The sequence below is a fragment of the Microvirga sp. M2 genome (assembly GCF_047497095.1).
Lineage (GTDB): Bacteria > Pseudomonadota > Alphaproteobacteria > Rhizobiales > Beijerinckiaceae > Microvirga.
Genome location: NZ_CP134063.1, coordinates 3,569,965 through 3,593,994 on the forward strand (window position 1 = coordinate 3,569,965; position 24,030 = coordinate 3,593,994).

Annotated in this window: 25 protein-coding genes; 14 read left to right on the forward strand and 11 right to left on the reverse strand. The window is 65.7% G+C overall.

Going from position 1 to position 24,030, the window contains the following annotated elements:
• Positions 1-214 precede the first annotated feature (214 nt).
• Positions 215-718 (forward strand): peptide-methionine (R)-S-oxide reductase MsrB, encoded by a 504-nt coding sequence (gene msrB, locus RE429_RS16960; protein ID WP_414471884.1) that lies wholly within the window; start codon positions 215-217, stop codon positions 716-718.
• Here the strand turns inward: msrB and RE429_RS16965 are convergent.
• The 3 genes from RE429_RS16965 to RE429_RS16975 all read right to left on the reverse strand — a co-directional run bounded on the left by RE429_RS16965 (position 715) and on the right by RE429_RS16975 (position 4,072).
• Positions 715-1,686: a bifunctional riboflavin kinase/FAD synthetase gene (locus RE429_RS16965; protein ID WP_414471885.1), complete on the reverse strand. Its 972-nt coding sequence runs from the start codon at positions 1,684-1,686 to the stop codon at positions 715-717. The two genes, msrB and RE429_RS16965, sit on opposite strands and share 4 nt — an antisense overlap.
• A 44-nt stretch (positions 1,687-1,730) precedes the next feature.
• Positions 1,731-2,612 (reverse strand): TIGR01459 family HAD-type hydrolase, encoded by an 882-nt coding sequence (locus RE429_RS16970; RefSeq protein ID WP_414471886.1) that lies wholly within the window; start codon positions 2,610-2,612, stop codon positions 1,731-1,733.
• Positions 2,613-2,677: 65 nt separating this feature from the next.
• Positions 2,678-4,072, reverse strand: coding sequence for an EAL domain-containing protein (locus tag RE429_RS16975; RefSeq protein WP_414471887.1), 1,395 nt, complete (start codon positions 4,070-4,072; stop codon positions 2,678-2,680).
• Between the two features lie 159 nt (positions 4,073-4,231).
• On the opposite strand from RE429_RS16975, the gene RE429_RS16980 reads away from it, so the two are divergent.
• The 7 genes from RE429_RS16980 (at position 4,232) to RE429_RS17010 (ending at position 10,563) form a co-directional block, all read left to right on the forward strand.
• Positions 4,232-4,453: a heavy-metal-associated domain-containing protein gene (locus tag RE429_RS16980; protein WP_414471888.1), complete on the forward strand. Its 222-nt coding sequence runs from the start codon at positions 4,232-4,234 to the stop codon at positions 4,451-4,453.
• Between the two features lie 230 nt (positions 4,454-4,683).
• Positions 4,684-5,388 (forward strand): signal peptidase I, encoded by a 705-nt coding sequence (gene lepB, locus RE429_RS16985; protein ID WP_414471889.1) that lies wholly within the window; start codon positions 4,684-4,686, stop codon positions 5,386-5,388.
• 143 nt (positions 5,389-5,531) lie between these two features.
• Positions 5,532-7,016, forward strand: a complete 1,485-nt coding sequence (gene hisS, locus RE429_RS16990; RefSeq protein WP_414474232.1) for a histidine--tRNA ligase — start codon at positions 5,532-5,534, stop codon at positions 7,014-7,016.
• Between the two features lie 72 nt (positions 7,017-7,088).
• The gene (locus tag RE429_RS16995) at positions 7,089-7,541 is read left to right on the forward strand and encodes a hypothetical protein (protein WP_414471890.1); all 453 of its coding nucleotides are present in this window, start codon (positions 7,089-7,091) and stop codon (positions 7,539-7,541) included.
• Positions 7,542-7,860: 319 nt separating this feature from the next.
• Positions 7,861-8,955: an ATP phosphoribosyltransferase regulatory subunit gene (locus RE429_RS17000; protein WP_370438558.1), complete on the forward strand. Its 1,095-nt coding sequence runs from the start codon at positions 7,861-7,863 to the stop codon at positions 8,953-8,955.
• Entirely contained in the window at positions 8,955-9,929 is a 975-nt protein-coding gene (hisG, locus tag RE429_RS17005; RefSeq protein WP_414471891.1) for an ATP phosphoribosyltransferase, read from the forward strand. The genes RE429_RS17000 and hisG overlap by 1 nt, the downstream gene beginning before the upstream one ends.
• Positions 9,930-10,071: 142 nt before the next feature.
• On the forward strand, positions 10,072-10,563 hold the full coding sequence (locus RE429_RS17010; protein ID WP_414471892.1) for an META domain-containing protein: 492 nt from the start codon (positions 10,072-10,074) through the stop codon (positions 10,561-10,563).
• A gap of 186 nt (positions 10,564-10,749) precedes the next feature.
• Here the strand turns inward: RE429_RS17010 and RE429_RS17015 are convergent, their stop codons facing one another.
• Positions 10,750-12,546: an ABC transporter ATP-binding protein/permease gene (locus RE429_RS17015; RefSeq protein ID WP_414471893.1), complete on the reverse strand. Its 1,797-nt coding sequence runs from the start codon at positions 12,544-12,546 to the stop codon at positions 10,750-10,752.
• A 269-nt stretch (positions 12,547-12,815) separates the two neighbouring features.
• Here RE429_RS17015 and RE429_RS17020 point away from each other — a divergent pair, with 269 nt between their 5' ends.
• The 5 genes from RE429_RS17020 to RE429_RS17040 all read left to right on the forward strand — a co-directional run bounded on the left by RE429_RS17020 (position 12,816) and on the right by RE429_RS17040 (position 17,649).
• Entirely contained in the window at positions 12,816-13,910 is a 1,095-nt protein-coding gene (locus RE429_RS17020) for a methionine ABC transporter ATP-binding protein (protein WP_414471894.1), read from the forward strand.
• Positions 13,900-14,565, forward strand: coding sequence for a methionine ABC transporter permease (locus RE429_RS17025; RefSeq protein WP_370438563.1), 666 nt, complete (start codon positions 13,900-13,902; stop codon positions 14,563-14,565). The genes RE429_RS17020 and RE429_RS17025 overlap by 11 nt, the downstream gene beginning before the upstream one ends.
• 40 nt (positions 14,566-14,605) lie before the next feature.
• Entirely contained in the window at positions 14,606-15,391 is a 786-nt protein-coding gene (locus RE429_RS17030; protein WP_414471895.1) for a MetQ/NlpA family ABC transporter substrate-binding protein, read from the forward strand.
• Between the two features lie 132 nt (positions 15,392-15,523).
• Positions 15,524-16,309 carry a MetQ/NlpA family ABC transporter substrate-binding protein gene (locus tag RE429_RS17035; protein WP_414471896.1) on the forward strand — a complete coding sequence of 262 codons (786 nt, stop codon included), beginning with the start codon at positions 15,524-15,526 and terminating at the stop codon, positions 16,307-16,309.
• Between the two features lie 302 nt (positions 16,310-16,611).
• Positions 16,612-17,649, forward strand: coding sequence for an ABC transporter substrate-binding protein (locus RE429_RS17040; protein ID WP_414471897.1), 1,038 nt, complete (start codon positions 16,612-16,614; stop codon positions 17,647-17,649).
• Positions 17,650-17,720: 71 nt separating this feature from the next.
• On the opposite strand, the gene RE429_RS17045 is transcribed toward RE429_RS17040, so the two are convergent.
• Positions 17,721-18,800 (reverse strand): flavodoxin family protein, encoded by a 1,080-nt coding sequence (locus RE429_RS17045; RefSeq protein ID WP_414471898.1) that lies wholly within the window; start codon positions 18,798-18,800, stop codon positions 17,721-17,723.
• A 150-nt stretch (positions 18,801-18,950) separates the two neighbouring features.
• On the opposite strand from RE429_RS17045, the gene RE429_RS17050 reads away from it, so the two are divergent.
• Positions 18,951-19,778 (forward strand): aldo/keto reductase, encoded by an 828-nt coding sequence (locus RE429_RS17050; protein WP_414471899.1) that lies wholly within the window; start codon positions 18,951-18,953, stop codon positions 19,776-19,778.
• A 13-nt stretch (positions 19,779-19,791) separates the two neighbouring features.
• Here the strand turns inward: RE429_RS17050 and RE429_RS17055 are convergent.
• The 6 genes from RE429_RS17055 to RE429_RS17080 form a co-directional block, all read right to left on the reverse strand.
• A protein-coding gene (locus tag RE429_RS17055; RefSeq protein WP_414471476.1) for an IS5 family transposase occupies positions 19,792-20,549 on the reverse strand; the annotation gives its coding sequence in 2 pieces (ribosomal slippage) (positions 19,792-20,213 and positions 20,213-20,549; 759 coding nt in all).
• A 215-nt stretch (positions 20,550-20,764) separates the two neighbouring features.
• Positions 20,765-21,577: an anti-sigma factor family protein gene (locus tag RE429_RS17060; protein ID WP_414471900.1), complete on the reverse strand. Its 813-nt coding sequence runs from the start codon at positions 21,575-21,577 to the stop codon at positions 20,765-20,767.
• Positions 21,574-22,077, reverse strand: a complete 504-nt coding sequence (locus tag RE429_RS17065; protein WP_414471901.1) for an RNA polymerase sigma factor — start codon at positions 22,075-22,077, stop codon at positions 21,574-21,576. The genes RE429_RS17060 and RE429_RS17065 overlap by 4 nt, the downstream gene beginning before the upstream one ends.
• 152 nt (positions 22,078-22,229) lie before the next feature.
• Positions 22,230-22,613, reverse strand: a complete 384-nt coding sequence (locus RE429_RS17070) for a hypothetical protein (protein ID WP_414471902.1) — start codon at positions 22,611-22,613, stop codon at positions 22,230-22,232.
• A gap of 83 nt (positions 22,614-22,696) precedes the next feature.
• A complete protein-coding gene (locus RE429_RS17075) occupies positions 22,697-23,221 on the reverse strand; it encodes a VOC family protein (protein WP_414471903.1) in 525 nt (174 codons plus the stop codon).
• Between the two features lie 193 nt (positions 23,222-23,414).
• A complete protein-coding gene (locus RE429_RS17080; protein WP_414471904.1) occupies positions 23,415-23,873 on the reverse strand; it encodes a MarR family winged helix-turn-helix transcriptional regulator in 459 nt (152 codons plus the stop codon).
• Between the last annotated feature and the right edge of the window lie 157 nt (positions 23,874-24,030).

The following is a 24,030-nucleotide window of genomic DNA, read 5'->3' on the forward strand; positions in this document are numbered from 1 at the left end:
AACGGCAAAGATCCCGGACCTTCGCGGATTACGCGAGGGCCGGGCCGATAATTCGCGAGGGCCGGACGAGGGCCGGGGCTTGAGCCTGACAATCCATGGGCATGGGAGCCTTTTAGCAGCGCCGGGGAGGATAATAAAGCGTGGTGATTTGCGCCTGCGCTCCCTATCTTAGGAGCCAGATCGACACCAAGCCCACCAGGTTAGGATTGACCCCATGGCAGACATGACCACCACGCGAGGCAGGCGCTCCGACGCGGGCTTCGACCTGACGCCCCCCTCCTCCGACGAATTGCGCAGGCTCGTGGACGATCTCGACGACGAAGAGCGCCGCGTTCTCCTGGAACACGGCACGGAACGTCCCTTCTGCGGCATCTTCAACGAGGCCAAGGAGAAGGGCACCTATTGCTGCCGCCTCTGCGGGCTGCCGCTCTTCAAGTCGGGCACCAAATTCGAATCCGGGACCGGCTGGCCGAGCTTCTTCAATCCCATCGACCGGAGCCACGTCGCCTTCGTGCGCGACTCAAGCTACGGCATGGTCCGCACGGAAATCCGCTGCGCCCGCTGCGAAGGCCATCTCGGCCACGTATTCCCGGACGGCCCGCCTCCGACCGGCGAGCGCTATTGCATGAATTCGGTCTCGCTGCGCTTCGTGGCGGAGGGCGATCCGCTGCCGGACGAACTCGGCCGGGGCGCGCCCGAGGGAGACATGCTCGCCTAGCCGATCATCGACGGGGTCGGGTCGTCCTCCAGAATTCGCCTGGCCGCGTCCGAATCCCGGTCCATCTGCGCGATCAGCGCCTCGATCGTCTCGAAGCGCTCCTCGCCGCGGATCCACCCGGCGAACTCCACGTCGAAGGTCCGGCCGTAGAGATCGCCTTCGAAATCGAAGAGATGGGTTTCCAGCAGGGGCGCACCATTGTCGAAGGTCGGGCGCCGGCCGAAGCTGGCGACTCCGTCGACCGGCCGGCCCTCCACCGAGGCCCGCACGGCATAAATGCCGTGGCGCAACCGGCAATCGTCGGGAAGACGCATGTTGGCCGTCGGATAGCCGAGCTCCCTGCCCCGCTTGTCTCCGTGCCGAACCTGGGCGCGAACGAACCAGCGATAGCCCAGGAGCGCGTTGGCCCGAGCGATGTCTCCCGCCTCCAGGGCCGCGCGGATCGCGCTGGAGGAGACGGGCTGCGTCCCTTCCACGACGGCGGGGGCGATGAAGCAATCGAGCCCCCGCTTCCGGCACAGGTCGTTCATCCGCTCCGGGGTTCCCTCGCGTCCGCGTCCGAAATGGAAATCGTGGCCGATGACGACGCCGGAGAGGTCGAGATCCCGGGCCAGGAGGTCGACGAACTCCTCCGGACCGAGGGACGCGAGCCTCTGGTCGAAGCGGAGCACGAAAGCCCCGGCAAGGCCGAGGCGCGCAAAGATCTCGAGCTTGACGGGTTCCGGAGTCAGCCTGAACAGCGGCTTGTCCGGCTGGAAGAAGAGGCGCGGATGCGGCTCGAAGGTGACGGCCGCCGCCGGACGGCCGGAGCCGAGGGCCATGTCGAGCAGGTGCCGATGCCCGCGATGCACGCCGTCGAAATTGCCGATCGCCGCGACCGCCCCCTTGAGGGTCCCGGGCACGGGGTCCTGGTCGCGGCAGACCGCGAAGGAGGACGAGACCGGTGCGAGAGCTTTGTCGGAGGGCATGAAGCGGGTCTCTACCTCAACCGGCTGCAGCGTCAAGGACGCTCTCAGGCGTCCCAGGACAGCACGTCCGTGATGGCGGTCGGCATGACGGGCTGACGGTCGGCCCAATCCTGCACATGGTCGGAGACGAGATCGCCCTTGTGGAGGCCGAGCTCCTCGGCGTGGATGCCGCGGGCCACCATCAGGGAATCGATGCCGAACCCGGAGGCTCCGGCGATGTCCGTCCGGATGGCGTCGCCCACGGCCAGGATGCGCGCCTTCGGGATGGAATGCTGGCTCAGTCCCGACGCCACGGCGAGCGCCCGCTCATAGACCGGCGCGTGCGGCTTTCCGGCATAGAACACCGCCCCGCCCGTCTCCTCGTAGGCGAGCGCGATCGTGCCGGCGCAGGGCAGGATCATGTGGCCGCGCTCCACAATGAGATCGGGATTGGCGCAGACCATGAGAAGATCGCGGCGGCGCATGGCTTCGAGGCGCTCGCGGTAATTCTCGACGGTCTCGCGCTCGTCGTCGTCGAAACCGGTGCAGACCACGTACTCCGCCTCCGAGATGGAGCCGAAACGCACGTCGAGACCGTCGTAGATCGGCATGTCCCGGGGCGGGCCGATGTGATGCACGATCTTGTCGATCCGCTCTTCGATGGCAAGCCGCGTCAGGTCGCCCGAGGTGACGATGGCGTCATAGGCGTCGCGCGGAACCTTGAAGCCGTCGAGCTGCGTGCCGACCGAGTAGCCCGGGCGCGGAGCGTTGGAGACGAGAACGACGCGTCCGCCCTTGGCGCGGAAGCGCGTGAGCGCATCGCCCGCCGCCTCATAGGCCTTCACGCCGTTGTGCAGCACGCCCCAGACGTCGCACAGGATGAGGTCGTAGTTCTCGGCGAGAGATTTCAGGCCCTCGACGAGAGCGGGACGGGAGGAGACGGTCATGGGATCTCGCTGGTGATGAAACCGGGCGGGTAGGCCCTTGCGGCTCTCAAGTCAACCGGTTCGGCTCATCCGGCACGCTGCAGGCGGGACTGGGCACCCTCCGGGGTAGCCTGGCGGGCGGCGGCCGCGGCCAGCACCTCGGCCCTGACCGCGCGCGGCGGCGAGAACACGAAGCCCTGCGCCAGCGGCACGCCGAGATCGGCCAGAACCGGCACCATCTCCTCGTCCTCCACATGTTCGGCCACCAGCTTGATGCCCTCGCGGCGCAAGGCAGAGGCGAAATCGCGGACGCCGAGTTCCGGGCCTAGGCGATGGCTCTCGTCGCGCCCGGCGGCCGCCAGCAGTTCCGCCGGCAGCTTCAGGAAGCGCACGCCCAGATCGGCGAGATCCCGGGCGTCGAAGCGGAGATCGGTCGCCGTGTCGAGGGAAAGGGGAACACCCTTGGACCGCAGGGCGGCCAGAGCCTCCCGCCGGTCGGCATCGAGATCGCGCCAGCATTCCTGCGGAAATTCAAGGACGACCCTGCCCAGGACCTCGTGCGCGGCGTCGAGGATCCCCATCAGCGACCAGAGGAAGCCCGGCTCCCGCACGGCATGGGGCGTCAGGTTCATGCAGATGATCGCCTCGCTGCCCTTGGCGAGGAGATGGCGGGCCACCGCCATCGCGCGGGTCAGGACCCGTCGGTCGAATTCCGGCGCGCGGCCCAGGCGCTCGAGGACCCCGAGAAACTCCGAAGGCCCGAGCAGCGTCCCGTCCGCAAGACGCAGGCGCGCCAGGGCCTCGTAGAAGCGGATCCTGCGCTGGGGAAGCCCCACGATGGGCTGCAGATGCAGCTCGATTCCATCCGCCTCGAAGGCCTGCATGATCAGCCGCATCCGGCGGATCTCTTCCTCCGGTTTGCGGGGCGCGGGCTGTAGAACCGGCCGATCGGCCGCGGCGGCGTGAGGAGCGGTCTGGGGCAGCAGGACGGGAGCCACCCTCTCCTGCCGGCTCTCGGGCTGCTGCCGGCTCTCCTGCCGGTCGCCCTCGAATGTCGGAGCGGCCTTCAGGTGGCCTTTCAGCTCGGCGACGTCCCGATGCTGGGTCGCGACGTTCTTCGCCAATTCGCGCACCACGCCCCCGAGCAGGCCCACGGTCCCGGTCACTTCCGCCATGGTCGTGCGCAGGGCGGGCGTCGCCCCGGGGACGGATTTCACGAGCCCCTCGAGCTTGGCGAGCCGCGCGCTCACATGGGCGAGGTCGTCGCGCGCAAGCCGGGCGGCGGCGAAAGCCTCGTCGGCCCTTTTCCAGGCCAGGACGAAGCCCGCGGAAGCCGCGATGCCGAGGAACGCCACCAGCGGCAGGATCGCAGCCGCGGGCAGGAACCCGACGGCCGCTCCCGCCATGGCGAGACTTGCGAGCGCGAGAGCGAACAATTTCGCTCGCTGCTCCTTATCGTTATGGACCTTCTCGGTCACCATGGGTGCCCCCGCTCCCCTGGTTCGGCGAAAATCGGCGAATCAGCAATTCCGCGATGGTGGACGAAAAGAGTCTCAGGCCACAAGCACCGCGTTCCAACAATAGACAACAACTTTGCCACGCTTCCGCGGCCGGACGCGTGACGCGAGAAGGAGTTTCCGATGGAAGAACCCCGCAAGGACCTTCTGATGCAGGTCGACGGCATGACCTGCCAGGGCTGCGCCGACGCGGTCGCCAAGGCGATCCGGCGCCTCGATCCCGGCGCTAAGGTCGATGTGGACCTGGACCACGGCCGCGTTCATGTCGTCACCCACGCGCAAAGCATCGACGTCGCCCGCGTGCTCGACGCGGCGGGCTACGAAGCCCATGGCATGACAGGCTGACGTGGGGCTTGCCCCTGCGGGGCGCGCAGCCCAAAGCTCCTTTGCGGCGATCGGAATCGGCTCGCGGGCGTCGCCGCGAAAGCCATTCCTGAGGGCGGCGATGGCCGCTCGGACGTCGCGAGCCGCCAGCGACATGTCATCCCGCGCGATCCGTGACCCGGCCATGACGTTTTGGGGAGCATGGCTTCTTGATTAGGCCTTGCTCCCCGCTCCCACCGTTCGATATAACATTGTTTCACGATCGAATGGTGACCTTCATGTGCGTCAGCCTCAAAAGGCGGATGGTCTCGAATTCCGACCTCGGACTTCTGGGTCTCGCACTCTATTGTCTGTCCGCCATGGGCTTTTTCCTGATCGGCGCGGGAGCAATCTGGCTTCGTTCATGGGGACCGGCGAAGTTTCAGACCTTTACCGTTCCCGTCGTATCCATGAGCCCTGCCCTCAATCCGGGGGACTACGTCCTGGGAGCCATGCATATCTGGCAGACACCCAAGCTGAAGCGGGGCGATCTCGTCTTCTTCCGCTTTCACATCAAGGCCGCCCATCCCGTCATCTGGATCAAGCGCGTTGTCGGCCTGCCGGGTGATCGGGTGCAGATGGCATCGGGCCGCCTCTCCATCAATGGCACCCTGGTCCCGCGCGAACAGGTGGGCGACGATGCTGACGGTCGGCCCGTCGAGGTGCGCCAATACGAAGAAACTCTTCCTGAGGGGAAGAGCTACCGGATCATCGAGCATGCCGAGGGCAGGACGTCTTACGACACGATGAAAGCCGTTGACGTGCCCGAGGGCGAGGTCTTTCTGATGGGGGACAATCGGAACAATTCATCGGACAGCCGTGCCTTCGGCACCGTGCCGATAACCGATGTCATAGGGCACCCCATCCTGATTTACTGGTCGCAGGATCCAGGCCGGATCGGCTCCGTGCCGCGCTAACGCATCGTGCGAAAAAGCGGCCCCGGTGTTTTCGCACGAACGATGTGCTGTTCTATAGTGGGAGCATCTACCCTTGCCCCTCTTGCCCGCACGGGTTAGGACGCAAGCACGTTTTTCCTCGATAACGGCTGTTGTTTGAACCCATGTCCAAGGCCGACAAGATCAAGGCCCGCGCACCGCGCGGCTTTGCCGACCGCACCCCCGCCGATTTGTCCGCCACCGAGCGCATGCTCGCGGCGATCCGCGATTCTTATGAGCTTTACGGCTTCGAAGGCGTCGAGACGCCCTTCGTCGAGTACACGGACGCGCTGGGCAAGTTCCTGCCCGACCAGGACCGCCCGAACGAGGGCGTGTTCTCGTTCCAGGACGACGACGAGCAATGGCTGTCGCTGCGCTACGACCTGACGGCGCCGCTCGCCCGCTACGTGGCCGAGAACTTCGACGCGCTCCCCAAGCCCTACCGCAGCTACCGCGCGGGCTGGGTCTTCCGTAACGAGAAGCCCGGTCCGGGCCGCTTCCGCCAGTTCATGCAGTTCGACGCGGACACGGTGGGCTCGGCCTCCGTCGCCGCTGATGCCGAGATCTGCATGATGGCCGCCGATACGCTCGAAAAGCTCGGGCTGAAGCGCGGCGACTACCTGATCAAGATCAACAACCGCAAGGTTCTCGACGGCGTGCTCGAAGCCATCGGCCTCGGCGGCGAGACGCAAGCCGGCCAGCGCCTCACCGTGCTGCGCGCCATCGACAAGCTCGACCGCCTCGGGCCCGAGGGCGTGAGCCAGCTTCTGGGCGCGGGCCGCAAGGACGAGAGCGGCGATTTCACCAAGGGGGCCCAGTTGTCCCCTGATGCCATCGAGCGCGTACTCGCCTTCACGTCGGCCAAGGGCGAGAGCAATGCCGCGACGGTCGGGAACCTGCGCCAGGTCGTGGGCTCTTCCGCCAGAGGGCTCGAAGGCGCCGACGAGCTTGCCGAGATCGCAGCCCTCGTGGCCGCCTCCGGCTACGAGGACCGCGTGATCATCGATCCTTCCGTCGTGCGCGGCCTCGAATACTATACCGGCCCCGTCTACGAGGCGGAGCTGACCTTCCAGGTGCAGGACGAGGACGGGCGCCCGGTTCGCTTCGGCTCCGTCGGCGGCGGCGGGCGCTACGACGGCCTCGTCGGCCGTTTCCGCTCCGAGCCGGTTCCGGCGACGGGCTTCTCCATCGGCGTCTCGCGCCTGCTTTCGGCGCTCCAGATGATCAGGAGCCCCATCGTGTCCGGCGCCGACAAGCCCGGCCCGGTGGTGGTGCTCGTCATGGACAAGGATCAGATCGCCGCCTACCAGCGCATGGTCTCGGCCCTGCGCCGGGCGGGCATCCGCTCCGAACTCTATCTCGGCTCGTCCGGCATGAAGGCGCAGATGAAATACGCCGACCGCCGCCAGAGCCCCTGCGTGATCATCCAGGGCTCCAACGAGCGCGAGCGCGGCGAGGTGGAGATCAAGGATCTGATCGAGGGCGCCAAGGCGGCCCAGGCCATCGCGTCCAATGCGGAGTGGAAATCGGCCCGCCCCGCTCAGTTCTCCGTGGCGGAAGACAAGCTGGTGGAGGCCGTTCGCGAGGTTCTGGGCCGGCATTTCGGGTAAGGCCCGGCCTGTCGGGAACTCCCACGCTTTCCTTGGGGTTGTCTTCTGAAGCTTGACTATCAGGAGACACCCATGGCGAAGGCCAAGAGCAAAGAGAAGAAGAGCGGCGACAAGAAGAGTACCGGCACGAAGCTGGCCAAGAAGGCCAGGAAGTCGGGCCTGATGGATCTGATCAACACGGATCTGGGCCGCGAGATCCTGGCGGATGCACTGATTGCGGCCGCAGGCGCGGCCGCCGCCGCCCTCACGAAGACCCGCACCGCCAAGAAGGCCGGCGCCGCCGCGGCCAGTGCGGGCTCCCACGGCGCGGACCTGACCCAGACCGCGGCCGGCGCCGTGGCCGGCGTCGTCACGGAGGCCGCCCGCCAGTTCCTGCCGGCCCGCATCACCGGCGCAGCGGAGGAAGCCGACGCCCAAGCCAAGACCGAGGATGAAGGCAAGAGGGTGAAGTACGTCCACCGTTCGAGCGACCACAGCAAGCGCAAGACGTCGAAGGCCAAGGGCAATACGCCCCACAAGGGGTGACCGGTCGCTCGCACGGTTCCGAACGGCGCTCTCCCTCGTCGTTACCGGCTTTCGGTGATCCGGCACTCAGCTCGTCGTTCCAGGGCTTGCGCCGCGGGGATCCATGTCTTCGAGGCGCAGAGCTTCTCGAGGCGTGGATGGCCGGATCAAGTCCGGCCATGACGAGAAGGGGCCGAGAACGGGCCGAGAAGGGACCATGACGTCATGGCCATGACGGCTCGCCCGGTCTCCTCCCATTCACCCTTCCCACTGAAAACGGTCGCGTTCCCGGCCGAGCGTTGCTAGAGAGCATGCCGGACAGAAGGATTAGGCGAAGCCAGTGACGGAGACGGATGCCATTGTCGCGCTGATCGCGCTTTTCGAGCGCGAGGGCTATGCGCGTGTCGAACCGCCGGTTCTGCAGCCTGCAGACGTGTTCATCGACCTTTCGGGCGAGGACATCCGGCGGCGCATGTTCGTGACGCAGGATGCCTCGGGCGCGGAGCTGTGCCTCAGGCCCGAATACACCATTCCGGTCTGCCTCCAGCATCTTTCCCATCGGGGAGCCCAGCCCTCGGGCTACGCCTATGGCGGCCCCGTCTTCCGCATGCGGCCGGGCGAAAGCGGCGAGTTTCTCCAGGCGGGCCTCGAATCCATCGGCCGGGCCGATGCCGCCGCGGCCGATGCGGAGATCCTCGGGCTCGCCCTGGAAGGCCTGGCCCTGTTCGGAGCCCCGGCGCCTGCCGTGAAGATCGGCGACATGGGACTGCTCCATGCCCTCATCGACGCCCTCGGCGTCGCGCCCGCCGCGAAGCGCCGCGTGATCCGGGCCATCGTGTCCGGCCAGGGGCTCGCGAGCCTCTCCGAGACCGAGGGACCGGGCAGCCAGGAGCATGCGGGCCTTCTCGCCGCCATCGAGGGACAGGCCCCGCAGGCCGCCAAGGCCTTCGTGGAGGACATTCTCTCGATTGCGGGCATCGCCAGCGTCGGCGGCCGCAGCGCGGGGGAGATCGCCGAGCGCTTCCTGGCGCGCGCGGCAAACCGCTCGGGCCTGTCCGAGGAAGCCCGGCAGGTTCTCGAGCGCTATCTTACGATCGAAGGCGATCCGGACCAGGCGGCGGATGCCGTGCGGATGCTCGCCGGGGATGCCGGGCTCGACCTCGGCCCGGCCATCGGCCTCCTCGAAGAGCGCACCGGGTTCATGGCCGCGCGGGGGCTCGATGTCGGCTCCTTCTCGTTCGCCGCCACTTTCGCGCGCAACATCGACTATTATACCGGCTTCATCTTCGAGGTGCAGGACCCTCGCCGCAGCGACGGCAAGCCCGTCGTCGGCGGCGGGCGCTACGACCGCCTGCTGGAGCATCTCGGAGCCGACAGCCCGATCCCGGCGGTGGGCTGCTCCTTCTGGCTCGACCGTATCGCGCAGAGGCCCTGATGACCGATTCCCCCCTCATTCTGGCGGTGCCCTCCAAGGGCCGCCTGCAGGAGAACGCGGCGGCGTTCTTCGCCCGCTCCGGCCTGGTCTTCTCCCAGTCGCGGGGCGCGCGCGACTATCGCGGCACGCTCAAGGGCGTGCCCGGCGTGGAGGTGGCGTTCCTGTCCGCGTCCGAGATCGTGACGCAGCTCGCCTCGGGAGCGGTCCATCTCGGCATCACGGGCGAGGACCTGATCCGCGAGCAGATCGCGGATGCGGATGACGCCGTCGAGCTGCTCACCCCCCTCGGCTTCGGCCACGCCAACGTGGTGGTGGCCGTGCCGCAGGCCTGGATCGACGTGCGCGGCATGGCCGATCTCGACGAGGTCGCGGCCGATCTTCGCGCCCGTCACGGGCGCAAGATGCGGGTGGCCACGAAATACGTGAATCTCACCCGCCGCTTCTTCGCCGAGAAGGGCGTCGCCGATTACCGGATCGTCGAGAGCCTCGGTGCGACCGAAGGGGCACCGGGCGCAGGCTCGGCGGAGCTGATCGTGGACATCACCACGACGGGCGCCACCCTTGCGGCGAATGCCCTGAAGATCCTGGACGACGGCGTGATGCTGCGCTCGGAGGCCAATCTCGCCGCCTCCACCCGCGCGCCCTGGTCCGACCGGGCGCGCGCCGCCGCCACCGCCGTGCTCACGCGCATCGCGGCCGAGGAGGAGGCGCGCAACAGCCGCGAGATCCGCGCCGCGCTCGATCCGGCCAAGGCTCCTGCCCTCGCGGCCCTCGCGCGGGACTTCGACGCTTCTCTTCCCTATGGCAATGCGCTCGGCCGCGAGATCGTGCTCCATTGCCGCGCCGCCGCGATGTTCGACATCGTGGGGGCCCTGCAGGGCATCGGGGCGCAGGACATCACGGTGCGTCCCTTCGACTATCTGTTCCGCCCCACCAACGGGCTGACGGAACGGCTCCTGAAGCGGATCGGCTGACGGTCACGATCCGGAGATGCTTCACCGAGGCTTCAGCTTGTCCGTGATATCAGACGCCATAGGACAATATCACTCAGGACGTTGCCTCCAGGGGCAAGTCCCCTTATGGTTCCGGCGATTTTTTTACGATGAAGAGGTTCCGATGAACGCCCTTCGGCTTGCAGCACTTCTGGCGGTCTTCGCCGCCGTTTCCGCGGCCCAGGTTTCCGTGGCCGAGGCGCAGACGGCGGCAACGCTCGGCCGGCCCGCGGGTCCAACCCGTCAAGTGGACACCAAGGTTCCGCAGCCGGGCGCCAGCGGCAAGATCTTTCCCCTCGGTTCCTCCTGGGTGGCCGTGAGCCTGAACGGGAAGCCGTTCGGCGGCGAACGTCCGAGCTTCCGGCTCGACGACCAGATGCGCGCCACCGGCTTCGGCGGCTGCAACACCTATTCCACCACGGCCTATCCGCTTCGCGACCAGGGCTTGGCCGTTGCGCCCTTCGCCGTGACGAAGAAGAGCTGCGACAAGGCCGCCATGGCGACCGAGCACGCTTTCCTCATGGCGCTGCGCACCTCCGGCAAATGGGACATCCAGGGCCGCAACCTGATCATCAAGAGCCAGACCGGCGATCTCGTCCTCGAGCGCTCGCTTTAAGAGAAGCTCCTGATCCGAACGAAAAGGCCGGCGCATGCGCCGGCCTTTTTTATATGCGGTTCCAAGCGCGGACGGGAATGGCCTCCCCTCGGCACGGCCATCCACGTCGTGACGCCGCCGCGCCTCGAAAACGCGGATCCCCGGAACGAGTCCGGGGACGACGGACGAAGCCCGCCCGGATCGCGCCTACTCGGCCGGCTGCGGCTGCATCAAGTCGACAGGCGTCGACAGGCCATTCTCCGCGCGCCTCAGGTCGATGCGCCGGTCGTGGAACGCTGCGAGCGTCGAACGGTGGCCGATGGACACCAGGGTCGTGTGGGGCAGCTTCTCCTTGAGGATCTGATAGATCTCGGCCTCGGTCGCCTCGTCGAGCGCCGCCGTCGCCTCGTCCAGGAACAGCCAGTCGGGCTTGGCGAGAAGCGCACGGGCCACCGCAAGGCGCTGCTGCTCGCCCAGCGACAGGGTCTGGCCCCATGCACGCTCCTCGTCGAGCTTGTCGGCGATCTGCGGAAGCCTTGCCGCCCGAAGGGCCTCCGCGATCGCGGCATCGCTGTAGGTGTCCCCCTTGGAGGGATAGGTCACCGCCTCGCGCAGGGTGCCCATGGGAAGATACGGCCGCTGCGGAAGCAGCATCATGCTCTGGCCCTGCGGCAGGACCACATGCCCATCCCCGAACGGCCAGATTCCCGAAATGGCCCGGAAGAGGGTCGACTTGCCCGTTCCCGACGGACCGGTCAGCAGCACGCTGTTGCCCTGACGGAGCGTGAGCTGATCCACCTGAACCAGCATCTGCCCGTTCGGGAGGCCGACCATGAGATCGGACAGCTCCATGTCGCGCCCCGTCCCCTGCCGGAGCCGGACATGCCGCTCGTGCCTCTGCGCATCGCGGACATGATGGACGGACGCGTCGAAGCTCGTGAGACGGTCGACGACCGACTTGTATTCGGCAAGGGTCGAGTAGGCATCGACGAAGAACGACAGCGATGACTGGACTTGGCTGAAAGCACTGGCTGTCTGGGTCATCCCGCCCAGGGCGATCTTGCCGCCGAAATAATACGGCGCGACCAGAACATAGGGAATGACGTTGCTCACCTGCGAATAGCCGGCGGTCAGAGCCGTGAGCTTCTTCGTCCGGCTGACGATCTGGAGGAAGTTTCCGATGACGCTTCCGAACCGGCCGCGCAACTGATCGGCCTCGGAAGGCTCGCCGCGGAGCAGGGCGATCTGTTCGCCGTATTCACGGATGCGCGCCAGGGAGAAGCGGAAATCCGCCTCGTAACGCTGCTGCTCGAAATTCAGCCTGATCAAGGGCCGGCCGACCACATGGGTCAGCCACGTCCCTATCACCGCATACAGCAGGGCTCCCCAGAGGAGAAAGCCCGGAATGCGGAGATCCGTGAAGGGCAGCGTGAAATCGGCCGAAAGGCTCCAGAGGACGAACGCAAACGAGAAGAGCGTGGAAACGGACGAGAGAATTCCCAGGAACAGGATGAACGTCGTCTGAGTGAAGCTCTGGACGTCCTCCTGGATGCGCTGATCCGGGTTATCGGTCCTGTTTCGGCCCTCGAGCTGCATCCGGTAATGGCTATGCTCGCCAAGCCAAGCCCCGATGTAGTGCTGCGTCATCCAGGTTCGCCACCGGATCGTGAGATAGGAGCGGATCGCGTATTGGTAGATCGCCACGGTCACGTAGATGACGGCCCAGAAGCTGAAGACCATGATGAGCTGACGCCAGAACTCGGCCTCATTCTTGTCCTGGATGGCATTGAACCAGTCCCGGCTGAAGTAGGACAACCGCACGTTGATCGCGACCTTCGCGAATTCCGCCCCGATGACGACGGCCAGGAACGCCAGGGCGACCCAGCGCACCTGGACGCGAAGACGGCCAAGCAGCCAGATATCCAGGGTGGTGGGGTCCTTGGACGTAAAGAACGGATACGTCAAAAGCCAGATCTGCCGGATCGACGCAATCAGCCTGTTCATTCGGGCAATCTCCTCGGCCGGAACGGCCGTCCGACACGATTACTTGGGTAGAGCGAAATCGGGCTGCCAATCAAGGACGTTCATGGCGCAAACAAGGCACTATTCCTATCTGGCCTTTGCCACAACGACGCAGCTCCCCCAGCTCGACAGGCCGCATTGAGGTTCCGTTATGACAGATATTTTCGTTATTAAATACGAAACGGTTGACACAAAGAACGCAATGCCGCATGCATCGAGATAACCTGAAAGATGACCTCGAAGGCGACCCTATGAACGCCCCTCTCGCATATCTTGGCGATCAGCCGTCCCAGCGCCTGATCCCGGCGGAGCCAATCGTGCGCCTGGAGAAGATCTCGAAGACCTTCCCGGGACGCGACGGCCAGCCCGTCACCGCCTTGCGCGAGATCGACCTTGCCGTGCCGCAGGGATCGATCCTCGGCGTGATCGGCCGCTCTGGCGCCGGCAAGTCCACTCTCATACGCCTGGTGAACGGATTGGAGAAGCCCACCTCCGGTAAAGTGATCGTGGACGGCGCCGATATCGCGGCGCTTCCGGAATCCGCCCTGCGCCATGCCCGCCGCTCCATCGGCATGATCTTCCAGCATTTCAACCTGCTGTCCTCCCGCACGGCGGCCGACAACATCGCGCTGCCCCTCGAGGTGGCGGGCTACGACAAGGCGGAGATCAGGAACCGGGTCGAGGAACTGCTCTCGCTCGTCGGACTGACCGACAAGCGCAACCGCTATCCGTCCGAATTGTCGGGCGGCCAGAAGCAGCGCGTCGGCATCGCCCGCGCTCTCGCCACGAAGCCCAAGGTGCTGCTCTCGGACGAAGCGACCTCCGCGCTCGATCCGGAGACCACCCGGTCGATCCTCGACCTGCTCACGCGCATCAACGAGGAACTCGGCCTCACCATCCTTCTCATCACCCACGAGATGGCGGTGATCCGCAGCATCGCCCGCGAGGTCGCGGTGATCGAGGGCGGACGCATCGTCGAACAGGGCGACGTGTTCGAGGTGTTCACCCGTCCGCAGAACGAGGTGACGCGCTCGTTCCTGGGCGACGAGGCCGGCCGGGTGCTGCCGCCCTACGTGCAGAAGCGCCTGCAGACGGAAGCCTCGCCCCACAGCCAGGCGGTCATCCGCATCGGTTTCCGCGGCCCGCATGCGACGGATCCCGTTCTGGCGCGGCTCGCGCGGGAACAGGGCATCGAAGCCAATATCCTGTCCGGCGCGGTGGACGAGATCGCGGGCCGGCCCTTCGGCACCCTCGTGGTCGGCGTCCCCGAGGCCTCGGCACGGACGACGCTCGAATTCCTGAAACAGCACGGTCTCGACACGGAGGTCCTCGGCCATGTCGCCTGAGATGATCCGCCTCATCGCCAATTCCACCGGCGAAACGCTCTACATGGTCGCCGTCGCGGCGCTGATCGCCACGCTCATCGGCCTCCCGCTCGGCGTGTTCCTCGCCACCAGCGGCAAGGGCGAACTCTTCGCGGCTCCCTGGGTAAACCGCGTGCTCGGCGTGATCGTCAACGCCACGCGGTCGACGCCCTTCATCATTCTCGTCGTCGCGATCATTCCCTTCACCCGCCTGATCGCGGGCACCTCCATCGGCACCAATGCGGCGATCGTGCCGCTGACGATCGCGGCCGCTCCCTTCATCGCCCGCCTCATCGAGGGCGCCATCCGCGAGGTGGATCAGGGGCTCGTGGAAGCGGCCCGCGCCTTCGGGGCGAGCCCGCTGCAGATCGTCCTGAAGGTCCTCATCCCCGAGGCCCTGCCGGGCATCGTGCTCGGGCTCACGCTCGCCATCGTGTCGCTTCTGGGCTTCTCGGCCATGGTCGGCGCCGTGGGCGGCGGCGGTCTCGGCGATCTCGGCATCCGCTACGGCTACCAGCGCTTCATGCCGGAAATGATGCTCGCCGTGGTCGTGGTTCTGATCGTGCTCGTGCAGGCTGTGCAGAGCATCGGCGACCGCCTCGCCCGGCACCTCAACAAGCGCATCCGCCACGGCTGATCTTCCGTCTCTGTCAGGACCCCGCACCAGGAGTATCCGCATGTCCCTGAAGAAACTGGGCCTCGCTGCCCTTCTCTCGCTCGCCGTCCTGCCAGCCGCCGCGCAGACGCAGACGGTCCGCATCGGCGTCACGCCCGGTCCGCACGCGCAGATCCTCGAAGCCGTGAAGCCCATCGCGGCCAAGAAGGGCCTCGATATCAAGATCATCGAATTCTCCGACTACGTGGTGCCGAACGCGGCGCTCGCGGCCGGCGACATCGAGGCGAACTCGTTCCAGAACCAGCCCTATCTCGACAACCAGGTGGCGGATCGCGGCTTCAAGATCGAGAGCGTCGGCCCGACCGTGAATTTCCCGATCGGCATCTACTCGAAGAAGCACAAGAGCCTCGATACCCTGCCGAACGGCGCGACGATCTCGATCCCGAACGATCCGACCAACGGCGGCCGCGCGCTGCTGCTGCTGCAGGACAAGGGCCTGATCAAGCTGAAGGACAATGTCGGCTTCAAGCCCGCTCCGATCGACGTCACGGACAACCCGAAGAAGATCAAGTTCGTCGAAATCGAAGCCGCGCAAGGGCCGCGCGTTCTCGAGGACGTGGATGCGGGCATCATCAACACCAACTATGCCACGGCAGGCGGCCTCGATCCGGTGAAGGGCCCCATCGCCCGCGAGAACCCGAAGGGCCCCTATGTGAACCTCATCGCCGTGCGCTCAGAGGACAAGGACAAGCCGTGGGTGAAGGCGCTTCTCGACTCCTATTATTCGCCGGAAGTGAAGGCCTTCGTGGAAAAAGAGTTCAAGGGCTCCGTTCTCACGAGCTGGTAGGACACGTCTCGTTTCTCTGAGAATGCCGGGCTTCGCGCCCGGCATTTTTGCTGTTCTCCCGGGATGCATGTCCCGACCCATCCAAGTCCCGCCCATCCAAGTCATTCAGGATTTCGAACAAGGAGTACCCGCATGTCCCTGAAGCGCTTAGGCCTCATTGCCCTTCTCTCGCTCGCCGTCCTGCCAGCCGCCGCGCAGACGCAGACGGTCCGCATCGGCGTCACGCCCGGTCCGCACGCGCAGATCCTCGAGGCCGTGAAGCCCATCGCGGCCAAGAAGGGCCTCGACATCAAGATCATCGAATTCTCCGACTACGTGGTGCCGAACGAAGCCCTCGCTTCGGGCGAGCTGGAGGCCAATTCCTTCCAGCACCAGCCCTATCTGGACAACCAGAAGGAAAACCGCGGCTACAAAATCGAGACGGCCGCTCAGACCGTGAATTTCCCCATCGGCGTCTACTCCAAGAAGCACAAGGCCTTCGACGCATTGCCGGATGGAGCCCGCGTCGCGATCCCGAACGATCCGACCAATGGCGGCCGTGCGCTGCTGCTGCTGCAGGACAAGGGCCTGATCAAGCTGAAGGACAATGTCGGCTTCAAGCCGACGATCCTCGACATCACGGCCAATGCCAAGAACCTGAAGTTCACGGAGATCGACGCGGCTCAGGCTCCGCGCGTCCTCGACGACGTGGATGCCGCCGTCATCAACACCAACTATGCCACGCAGGCGGGCCTCGATCCGGTCAAGGACGCGCTGACCCGCGAGAATCCGAAGGGCCCTTATGTCAACATCATCGCCGTGCGCGCCGAGGACAAGGACAAGCCGTGGGTGAAGGCGCTCGTCGAATCCTATCACTCCCCCGAGGTGAAGGCCTTCGTGGAAGAGACCTTCAAGGGCGCCGTTCTCACGAGCTGGTAAGCAACGCGCTCCAGCACGACTAGAGCCTTTTCCATGAACTTCGGTTCATGGAAAAGGCTCCTGTTGTTTGAGAAAGACGCCTTTTCTTCGCAAAACCGGCATCCACTTTTGCGGAAAAGGCTCCAGGCAAGGCCGGGCACCCGCCCGGCCTTTTTGCTGTCCGCCTTCTGATGAAGCCGGTTTGAACGGCCGCACGGCTGCGACACCTTGACAATAGAGCCGGCTAAGCTCCCTGATGGGCCCGTCTCATTCAAGGACGATCGAGCCGGACGGATCACGCCCGGCCATTCAGGAGGAAACCTATGCGCCTTTCACTTGCCGGTTCACTTGCCGGTCTGGCCCTCGCCGCCTCGGTCTGCGCCGCGCCCTTCGCGGCCCAGGCTCAGGAGCAGCTCACGATCTATTGCTCGATCCTCGAGGAGCAGTGCCGCGTCGGCGTTGCCGCCTTCGAGAAGGCATCGGGGATCAAGGTGACGATGGTGCGCAAGAGCACCGGCGAGACGTTGGCGCAGATTCGGGCCGAGGCGTCGAATCCGCGTGCCGACGTGTGGTGGGGCGGGCCCGGCGATTCCCACATCCAGGCGGCCGAGGAAGGTCTCACGGTCGCTCACAACTCGCCCGTGCTGCCGGAGCTCTACGACTGGGCGCAGCGCTTCGCCGAGCAATCCGGCCATCGCGCGACCGCCACCTATCTCGGCGCGCTCGGCATCGGCTACAACACGGACGTTCTCAAGAGCCGCAATCTGCCGGAGCCGAAATGCTGGGCCGATCTGCTCGATCCCAAGTTCAGGGACGAGGTCCAGATCTCGGACCCGAATTCCTCGGGCACCGCTTACGTCTTCCTGGCCTCGCTCGTTCAGCTGATGGGAGAGGACAAGGCCTTCGACTACATGAAGAGCCTGCACAAGAACGTCAATCAGTACACGAAGTCGGGCGCGGCCCCCGTCAAGGCCGTCGCCCTGGGCGAGACCGCCATCGGCATCGCCTTCATGCACGACATGGTGACCATGATCGTCGACGGCGCACCGGTGAAGACGATCGCTCCCTGCGAGGGAACGGGCTACGAGACGGGCTCGGTCTCCATCGTCAAGGGCAAGAACCAGGACGCCGCGAAGAAATTCGTGGATTGGGCCCTCTCGGCCGAAGCGCAGAAGCTCGTGGGCGCGGACCAGAAGATCTACTCGATTCCGTCCAACAAGAATGCGCCCATCTCGGAGAAGGCGCCCAAGCTCTCCGAAATGAAGCTGATCAACTACGACACGGTCAAATACGGCTCCGTGGCCGAGCGCACGCGCCTGCTCAAGAAGTGGGACGCGGAGGTGAAGTCCGCACCGAAATAAGGAGCCATGAGCGCGTCTTTCGTGGCAAGGCCGGGAGCGATCCCGGCCTTCTTCTTGAGAAGCGAGCCCGCCTATTTCTGACGGGGTTCCTGGAGGCGCTCGCCGGCCTGTGCCCAATGCCCTGCCCGCTTCGCCACAACGCCGTTCAGCAGCGTCCAGGCGGCGTTACGCACCTCACCCTGCACATCGAGATCCCGGTCCAGCTCCTCGTGGCTGGTGGCATAGGGCTTCCAATAGCCGATATAGCGGTCGAGCTCGGCGAGGCTGCCCGCGGGCGTCAGCTCCATGGCGCGCAGCCAGTCCGACAGGCTGCGACGAACGCCCTCCGCCCCCTCCGCGTCGCCGTGCACGACGACGGAGAACAGACGGCCCGACAGGTGCTTGGGATAATCCCATCCCTTCAGCTCCAGCCCCTTGGCTTCCTTCACCGTCTTGCCATGGGTCGAGGTCGGATCCGGATTGCCGCCGTCGGCGCAGACGAGACGGTCCATCATCAGCTTCAGCGGCGAGGAAACCTGATACCAGTTCACGGGCGTGACGATCATGATCCCATGTGCCTCCACCCATTTCGGGTAGATGTCGTTCATCCAGTCCCGCGTCTGCCCGAGCGAGTAGTTGGGATAGCAGGAGCACGGCCAGTGGCAGAGCGCGGCCGCCGTCGAGAAGCAGGTCTTGCAGGGATGGATGTGACGGCCATACTCGGATGCGAGCCTGCTGAGGTCCAGAACCTCGACCGCGACGTTCGGCGCGCTCGCGATGACCTGCCTGGCGATCTCGACGAGCCGGTAGGTCTTCGACATCTCGCCCGGGCAGGTATGCTCGCTGCGCGCGGCGGAGGAGACGAGGAGGAAACGCGCAGGCCCCGCGGGATCCTCGTGCCGCTTCCGGGCGAGATCGATGGCCTCCTTCGCGGCGATCCAGTCGACGGCGAGGTCGTAATCGGGATCGGCGAAGCCCGGCCCCGCCTTGCGGGTTCTCGGGCTCTTGCGATGATGGCTGTAGGCGTCCCACGCCGCATCGGCGATGCGCTGCAGCTCCTGCGTCAGGGTGTCGAAGGCGGGATCCTGGAACGGCAGCAGGAAACGCCGCCTGAACTCGGTCTCGTCAAGCGTCGGATCGGGTGTGCCGGTTCTCGCTTCGGGGATGGACAAGGCGCACTCCCATTCTTAGATCTCAACGGCGCTACGCTGCGGAACGCCGGCCTCGTTGCACCGGTTCCCTCGGTCCGGCCCAGTTCCGGTTTGCCTATCGAACAAGAAACTCTAGCTCTGTCTCTCCCCTTTTTCCCGTAGGAGCAGTCGATGCCGACCACCCCACCCCTTCGCCTGAACGATGGAAACACGATGCCCCAGCTCGGCTATGGCGTCTGGCGGGTTTCGAACCAGGACGCCGTCGCCTGCGTGGCCGACGCCCTCAAGGCGGGCTACCGCTCCATCGACACGGCGGCGATCTATGAGAACGAGGAAGGCGTCGGCCAGGCGCTCGCCGCGTCCGACGTGCCGCGCAGCGACCTGTTCATCACGACGAAATTGTGGAACGACAAGCGCAACTATGATGCGGCGCTGACCGCCTTCGACGAGAGCCTGGAGCGGCTGAAACTCGACTTCATCGATCTCTATCTCATCCACTGGCCGGGCGTCGACGGGGACGGTTTCCTCGATGCGTGGCGCGCCCTGATCCGCCTGAAGCAGGAAGGACGCATCAAATCGATCGGCGTCTCGAACTTCCAGGCCAAGCATCTGCAGCGGCTGATCGACGAGACCGGCATCGTTCCCGTCCTCAACCAGATCGAGCTGCATCCGCGCTTCCAGCAGAAGGAGCTGCGCGCCTTCCACGCGAAGCACGGCATCGCGACGGAATGCTGGGGTCCTCTCGGGCAGGGCAGCCTCGTCACGGACGAGAAGCTCGCGGCCATCGGGCGCAAATACGGCAAGTCGCCCGCGCAGGTGATCCTGCGCTGGCACCTCGACAACGGCTTCGTGGTGATTCCGAAATCCGTGACGCCCTCGCGCATCCGCGAGAACATCGACGTGTTCGACTTCACGCTCGATGCCGACGACATGCGCGTCATCGACGCGATGGACGACGGGAACGGCCGCGTGGGACCGGACCCCGCAATCTTCGGCTAGGACGAATCCACATTCAGCACAGCCAGAGCATGATGGCGGCGAGGTGGATGAAGGCGAGGAAGTGGCAGGCGCGCCGGTCGTACCGGGTTGCAAAGCGTCGGCAGTGCTTGAGCTTGTTGAAGCAGCGTTCGATCCGATTGCGCAGTTTGTAGGCGGTGGCGTCATGGGCAATCGGCTGCTTGCGCGATCGGCTTGAGGGAATGACCGCCTCGGCGCCCATCGCCGCGATGGTCTGGCGCAGCTCGTTGGTGTCATAGGCCCGATCGGCCAGGACGGACCGGGCCTGGAAGCCGTCGAGCAGCGCCTTGGCGCCGAGGCAGTCGTGGCGCTGGCCGGCGCTCAGCAGGAAGCGCAGCGGTCGGCCGAGGCCGTCACAGATCATGTGGATCTTGGTGGTCAGACCCCCGCGGGAACGCCCCAGCGCCTGAGTGGCGGCCCCCCTTTTCCGGCGGCGGCCTGCTGATGGACGCGCACCAGGGTGGTGTCGAGCATGAGATAGTGATTGTCGCGATCCTTGATCAGCTCGGCAAACACCTGCTCCCAGACCCCGGCCTTGGTCCAGCGGGTAAAGCGGGCGTGGACGCTCTTCCATTTGCCGTAGCGCTCGGGCAGATGCTGCCAGAATGCTCCAGAGCGCAGCACCCACAAGACGCCGTTGACGAACAGGCGGTTATCCGCCCCGCTGCGGCCGGGGTCGCCCACCTTGCCCGGCAGCAGGGGGGCGATGCGCCGCCACTGGGCTTCGCTCAGTTCGTATCGCTTCACACCCATCGTCCGGCTCCGAATCAAACCACCTGCAACCCAGTGAGTCAGCTTTCTTCGCTCGTGCGAATCCTGAATGTGGATTGGCCCTAGCGCATCGTGCGAAAAAGTGGCCCCGGTTTTTCGCCAGAACGATGCGCTCATCTCAGAAGGGAGCATCGGATTGATCTCAAAAGTGCAAATCCACTTCCCGCGTCCGATGCTCTAACCGGGCACGAACGAGACTACAGGCGGCCCTTCGCCGGGTCGCCTGCGGACTCGAACTGACGGTAGATCGCCTCTGCGATCGGCAGGAGCTGCGCGCGATCGGCTTTGGCCGAGACCACATAGGACAGCCCGCCATCGATCCACGAGAAGGCCGAAACGCCATCCTGCCGCTCGAAGCGGAATGCGGTCTCCCTCTCCTGCGCGCTGGAACGCGCGTAAAGCGTCAGGCGATTGCCGCCCTCGTTCTCGTACATGAAGAGGGCGGCCGCTTCACCGCCAGAGGGCAGAAGCCTTCCGCCGATGAGGCGATAGCCCTGTGCATTCAGGTCCGGAGCCTTCAGGGGCTTTCCGACCCGGCGGGAGAGCCACTGCACGAGATGGGCCTCCTGGTCGCCCGGCACCTCCACGGGATGCAGCCGCTCGCCCACATAGAGGCGATAGGCGGCGATGGCATTGTCGGCGACAGCCGCCTGCCCCGAGGATTGCGGCGTGACGGGCCCGCGCCACCACGTTGCCCCGGTGGCGCCCAGAACCCCGCCCAGCACCAGCCACGCGAGGGCCGCCGCCATTCCGGTGAAGGCGCGATGCGGGCGGCGCCGTTGCGCGGCGACGAGATGGGCGACCCGCAGCCGCGCCGGAATCGGCTCCTGCGCCTTGAAGGCAAGCCGCGCGCGCAGCGCCTCGCGCTGCTCGGCCTCGCGCTGCACCCGCTCGGCCTGCGAGGGCTGGGATGCGAGCCAGGCTTTGACGATCTCGATCCGCGCGGGATCGAGCCTTCCATCGACGAAGGCCTGCAGGTCGTCCTCACCGATGGGTCGCTCGCCCGTCACTTCACTCTCCTCAAAACGGCGCTGCGTCCGTTTTCCATGAATTCCCGCAGGCGTCCACGCGCCCGGCTCAGGCGCGACATCACCGTGCCCATGGGGATCTCCAGAACCTGCGCCACCTGCTCGTAGGACAGATCCTCGACCCCGACCAGGAGCAGCACCGAGCGCTGCTCCTCCGGCAAGGCATCGAGGCCCGTCAGGATGTCGCGCAGGCCCGCATGCGCATCCGGTGGATCCAGGGTCGCGGACATCTCCAGGGCCTCGACCCCGACCTGGATGCCGCGCACCTTGCGGCCGCGCACATCGTTCAGGAAGAGGTTGCGCTGAATCGCGAAGAGCCACGCCTTCAGGTCGCCGTCCCGGCGGCGGCTCCAGTGGCGGATCGCCCGCTCCAGTGTGTCCTGGACGAGATCGTCCGCAGCCTCGTCGTCGCGCAGAAGCGCCCAGGCATAGCGGCGCAAGCCCGGAATCTGCGGTTCGAGAAGGGAGGCGATCTCGTCCACGATCAAACCTTCACATGTCGGGCATCATCAAAGATGAGCCCTCGCCGCGTGGCAAGATCGAGAGCCGTTTCCATCGACGTGGAATCAGCTCTCTTCTTCGGCTCGGCCGCGTTTTCTCGACGGCGAACCGAGGCCACATCGCGGGAGATTTCTCAGGGCTGAGCGATATGCCAGATGTTGTTGACCCCATCGCCCGTCGCCTCGCCGGGTTTGGAATCCTTCGTCCAGAGGTAGAGCGGCTTGCCCTTGTAGGCCCATTGCTTGGCGCCGTCCTCGCGCGTGACCACGCTCCAGTCGCCCGAGGCGGCCGCACCGGAGGCGGCCATGAGCGGCGGCCAGTTCTGCGCGCATTGTCCGTTGCAGTTCGATTTGCCGGCGGCATCGCGGTCGAAGGTGTAGAGCGTCATGCCCTTGGCATCGACGAGGGCCTTGCCCTTGCTCGTTTCGGCGACCTTCGCGGGCGCGGCGGTTTGAGCGACCGCGCCGGTGGCGACGAGAAGGCCGGCGAGAAAGGCCTGCGAGAAAAACAGCTTCATGGGTATCCTCCTGGAGGTCGTGATGACCACGCACCTTAAGACACCCCGCGACGGGCTTTATTCCACCGGAGGCGGAATTTTCGTCACCGTCCCGTCGGGTTGAAGCCGCCGCTTTCGGCGATGGGTTCGCGCAGCTCGATCCGATGCCGTCCGTTGTCGCGGATCTCCGCCGTGCGGTAACGGCCGTCGAGATCGTCCTCAGGGTCCTGAAGCACCTCGACGCCCGCCTTGCGCAGACGCGCGATCTCCTTGTCCACATCGGGCACGATCAGGGTGATCGCGGGTGTGCGCGTCCACTCGGCTTCGGGAAGCACGTGATCGACCTCGGCGATCTCGAGAAGGAAGCCGCTCCGCTCCAGAACCGCCGTCCGCCCCTGGACGAAACTGGTCGTGGAGATCAGCCGGAACCCGAGCTTGTCCCGATACCACCGGACGCTCTCGTCGAAATCCGGCGTGCGGATGGAGGTCGATCGCGCCGCCGTGCCGGAGGCGGGCTGCGCGCCGAGCGGGGCGAAGCCGGGCAAAACCAGGGCTTGGGCCGGCAGAAGGACAAGGCTCGCCAGGAGGCTGCGCCGCAGCCGGGAAACGGAAGGGGGGCGTGCTTTCACGGGTCATTCCTCGTCGGCCGCCGGAACCTGGCGCATCGTGCGAAGAAGTGGCCCCGGTTTTTCGCAAGAACGATGCGCTCTTTCCAAGAAGGGAGCATCGGACCCAAAAGTGAAACCCACTTTTGGGTCCGATGCTCAAGCCGTCTTCTCTCATGAACGCCCAACGGTGCAGATCGTTCGTGAGCTTCGACCGTCAGCCGCAGCCTCCATCGTTCCCGGACGTCAGCAGCTTCAGCAGCAGGCCGGCCAATTGCTCCGCCTCGGCCTCGGTGAGCTTCTCGCCGATGACGCGGTTGATGGCGGGGCCGTAGATCCCCCACATGCGCCGCTGGAGCGCCCGTCCCTCTTCCGTGATCTCGACCCATTGCCGCCGCTTGTCGCCGGGATAGGGAATGCGGCGGACGAGCCCGTCCGCCTCCATCCGGTCGAGAAGGCGCGAGAGGTTGTATTGCTCGAAGAGCACCGCGTCTTCGATCTCGCGCGGGGAGGAGCGGCCGTCGGGCCTGCGCTTCAGATGCAGGAGCACATCGTACCAGGACAGGCAGGGAAAGCCGGCCGTTTTCAGATCGTCCTCGATCCGGCCCACCGCTCCCCTCCCGGCCCGGATCAGACGGACCCAGGCGTCGGTCACGGCATCCGACGGTTCCCGCATGTCTTGCACCACGGCAAAGCCTCTTCTGTTTCTATGCAATTGCATCATATTTGACATTTCCATGCAAGTGCATATGAATATCCATGCATCTGCATGGAGTTTCCAATACCGAACGACACCACCCCGTCCGGCATCGCCTACGGCGCCCATGCTTTGG

Excerpts from the sequence above, each read along its gene's own strand:
- msrB (WP_414471884.1), top strand. The coding sequence starts at position 215 with ATGGCAGACATGACCACCACGCGAGGCAGGCGCTCCGACGCGGGCTTC.
- RE429_RS16965 (WP_414471885.1), bottom strand. The coding sequence starts at position 1,686 with ATGCCCTCCGACAAAGCTCTCGCACCGGTCTCGTCCTCCTTCGCGGTC.
- RE429_RS16970 (WP_414471886.1), bottom strand. The coding sequence starts at position 2,612 with ATGACCGTCTCCTCCCGTCCCGCTCTCGTCGAGGGCCTGAAATCTCTC.
- RE429_RS16975 (WP_414471887.1), bottom strand. The coding sequence starts at position 4,072 with ATGGTGACCGAGAAGGTCCATAACGATAAGGAGCAGCGAGCGAAATTG.
- RE429_RS16980 (WP_414471888.1), top strand. The coding sequence starts at position 4,232 with ATGGAAGAACCCCGCAAGGACCTTCTGATGCAGGTCGACGGCATGACC.
- hisS (WP_414474232.1), top strand. The coding sequence starts at position 5,532 with ATGTCCAAGGCCGACAAGATCAAGGCCCGCGCACCGCGCGGCTTTGCC.
- RE429_RS16995 (WP_414471890.1), top strand. The coding sequence starts at position 7,089 with ATGGCGAAGGCCAAGAGCAAAGAGAAGAAGAGCGGCGACAAGAAGAGT.
- hisG (WP_414471891.1), top strand. The coding sequence starts at position 8,955 with ATGACCGATTCCCCCCTCATTCTGGCGGTGCCCTCCAAGGGCCGCCTG.
- RE429_RS17010 (WP_414471892.1), top strand. The coding sequence starts at position 10,072 with ATGAACGCCCTTCGGCTTGCAGCACTTCTGGCGGTCTTCGCCGCCGTT.
- RE429_RS17015 (WP_414471893.1), bottom strand. The coding sequence starts at position 12,546 with ATGAACAGGCTGATTGCGTCGATCCGGCAGATCTGGCTTTTGACGTAT.
- RE429_RS17020 (WP_414471894.1), top strand. The coding sequence starts at position 12,816 with ATGAACGCCCCTCTCGCATATCTTGGCGATCAGCCGTCCCAGCGCCTG.
- RE429_RS17025 (WP_370438563.1), top strand. The coding sequence starts at position 13,900 with ATGTCGCCTGAGATGATCCGCCTCATCGCCAATTCCACCGGCGAAACG.
- RE429_RS17030 (WP_414471895.1), top strand. The coding sequence starts at position 14,606 with ATGTCCCTGAAGAAACTGGGCCTCGCTGCCCTTCTCTCGCTCGCCGTC.
- RE429_RS17035 (WP_414471896.1), top strand. The coding sequence starts at position 15,524 with ATGTCCCTGAAGCGCTTAGGCCTCATTGCCCTTCTCTCGCTCGCCGTC.
- RE429_RS17040 (WP_414471897.1), top strand. The coding sequence starts at position 16,612 with ATGCGCCTTTCACTTGCCGGTTCACTTGCCGGTCTGGCCCTCGCCGCC.
- RE429_RS17050 (WP_414471899.1), top strand. The coding sequence starts at position 18,951 with ATGCCGACCACCCCACCCCTTCGCCTGAACGATGGAAACACGATGCCC.
- RE429_RS17070 (WP_414471902.1), bottom strand. The coding sequence starts at position 22,613 with ATGAAGCTGTTTTTCTCGCAGGCCTTTCTCGCCGGCCTTCTCGTCGCC.
- RE429_RS17080 (WP_414471904.1), bottom strand. The coding sequence starts at position 23,873 with ATGCGGGAACCGTCGGATGCCGTGACCGACGCCTGGGTCCGTCTGATC.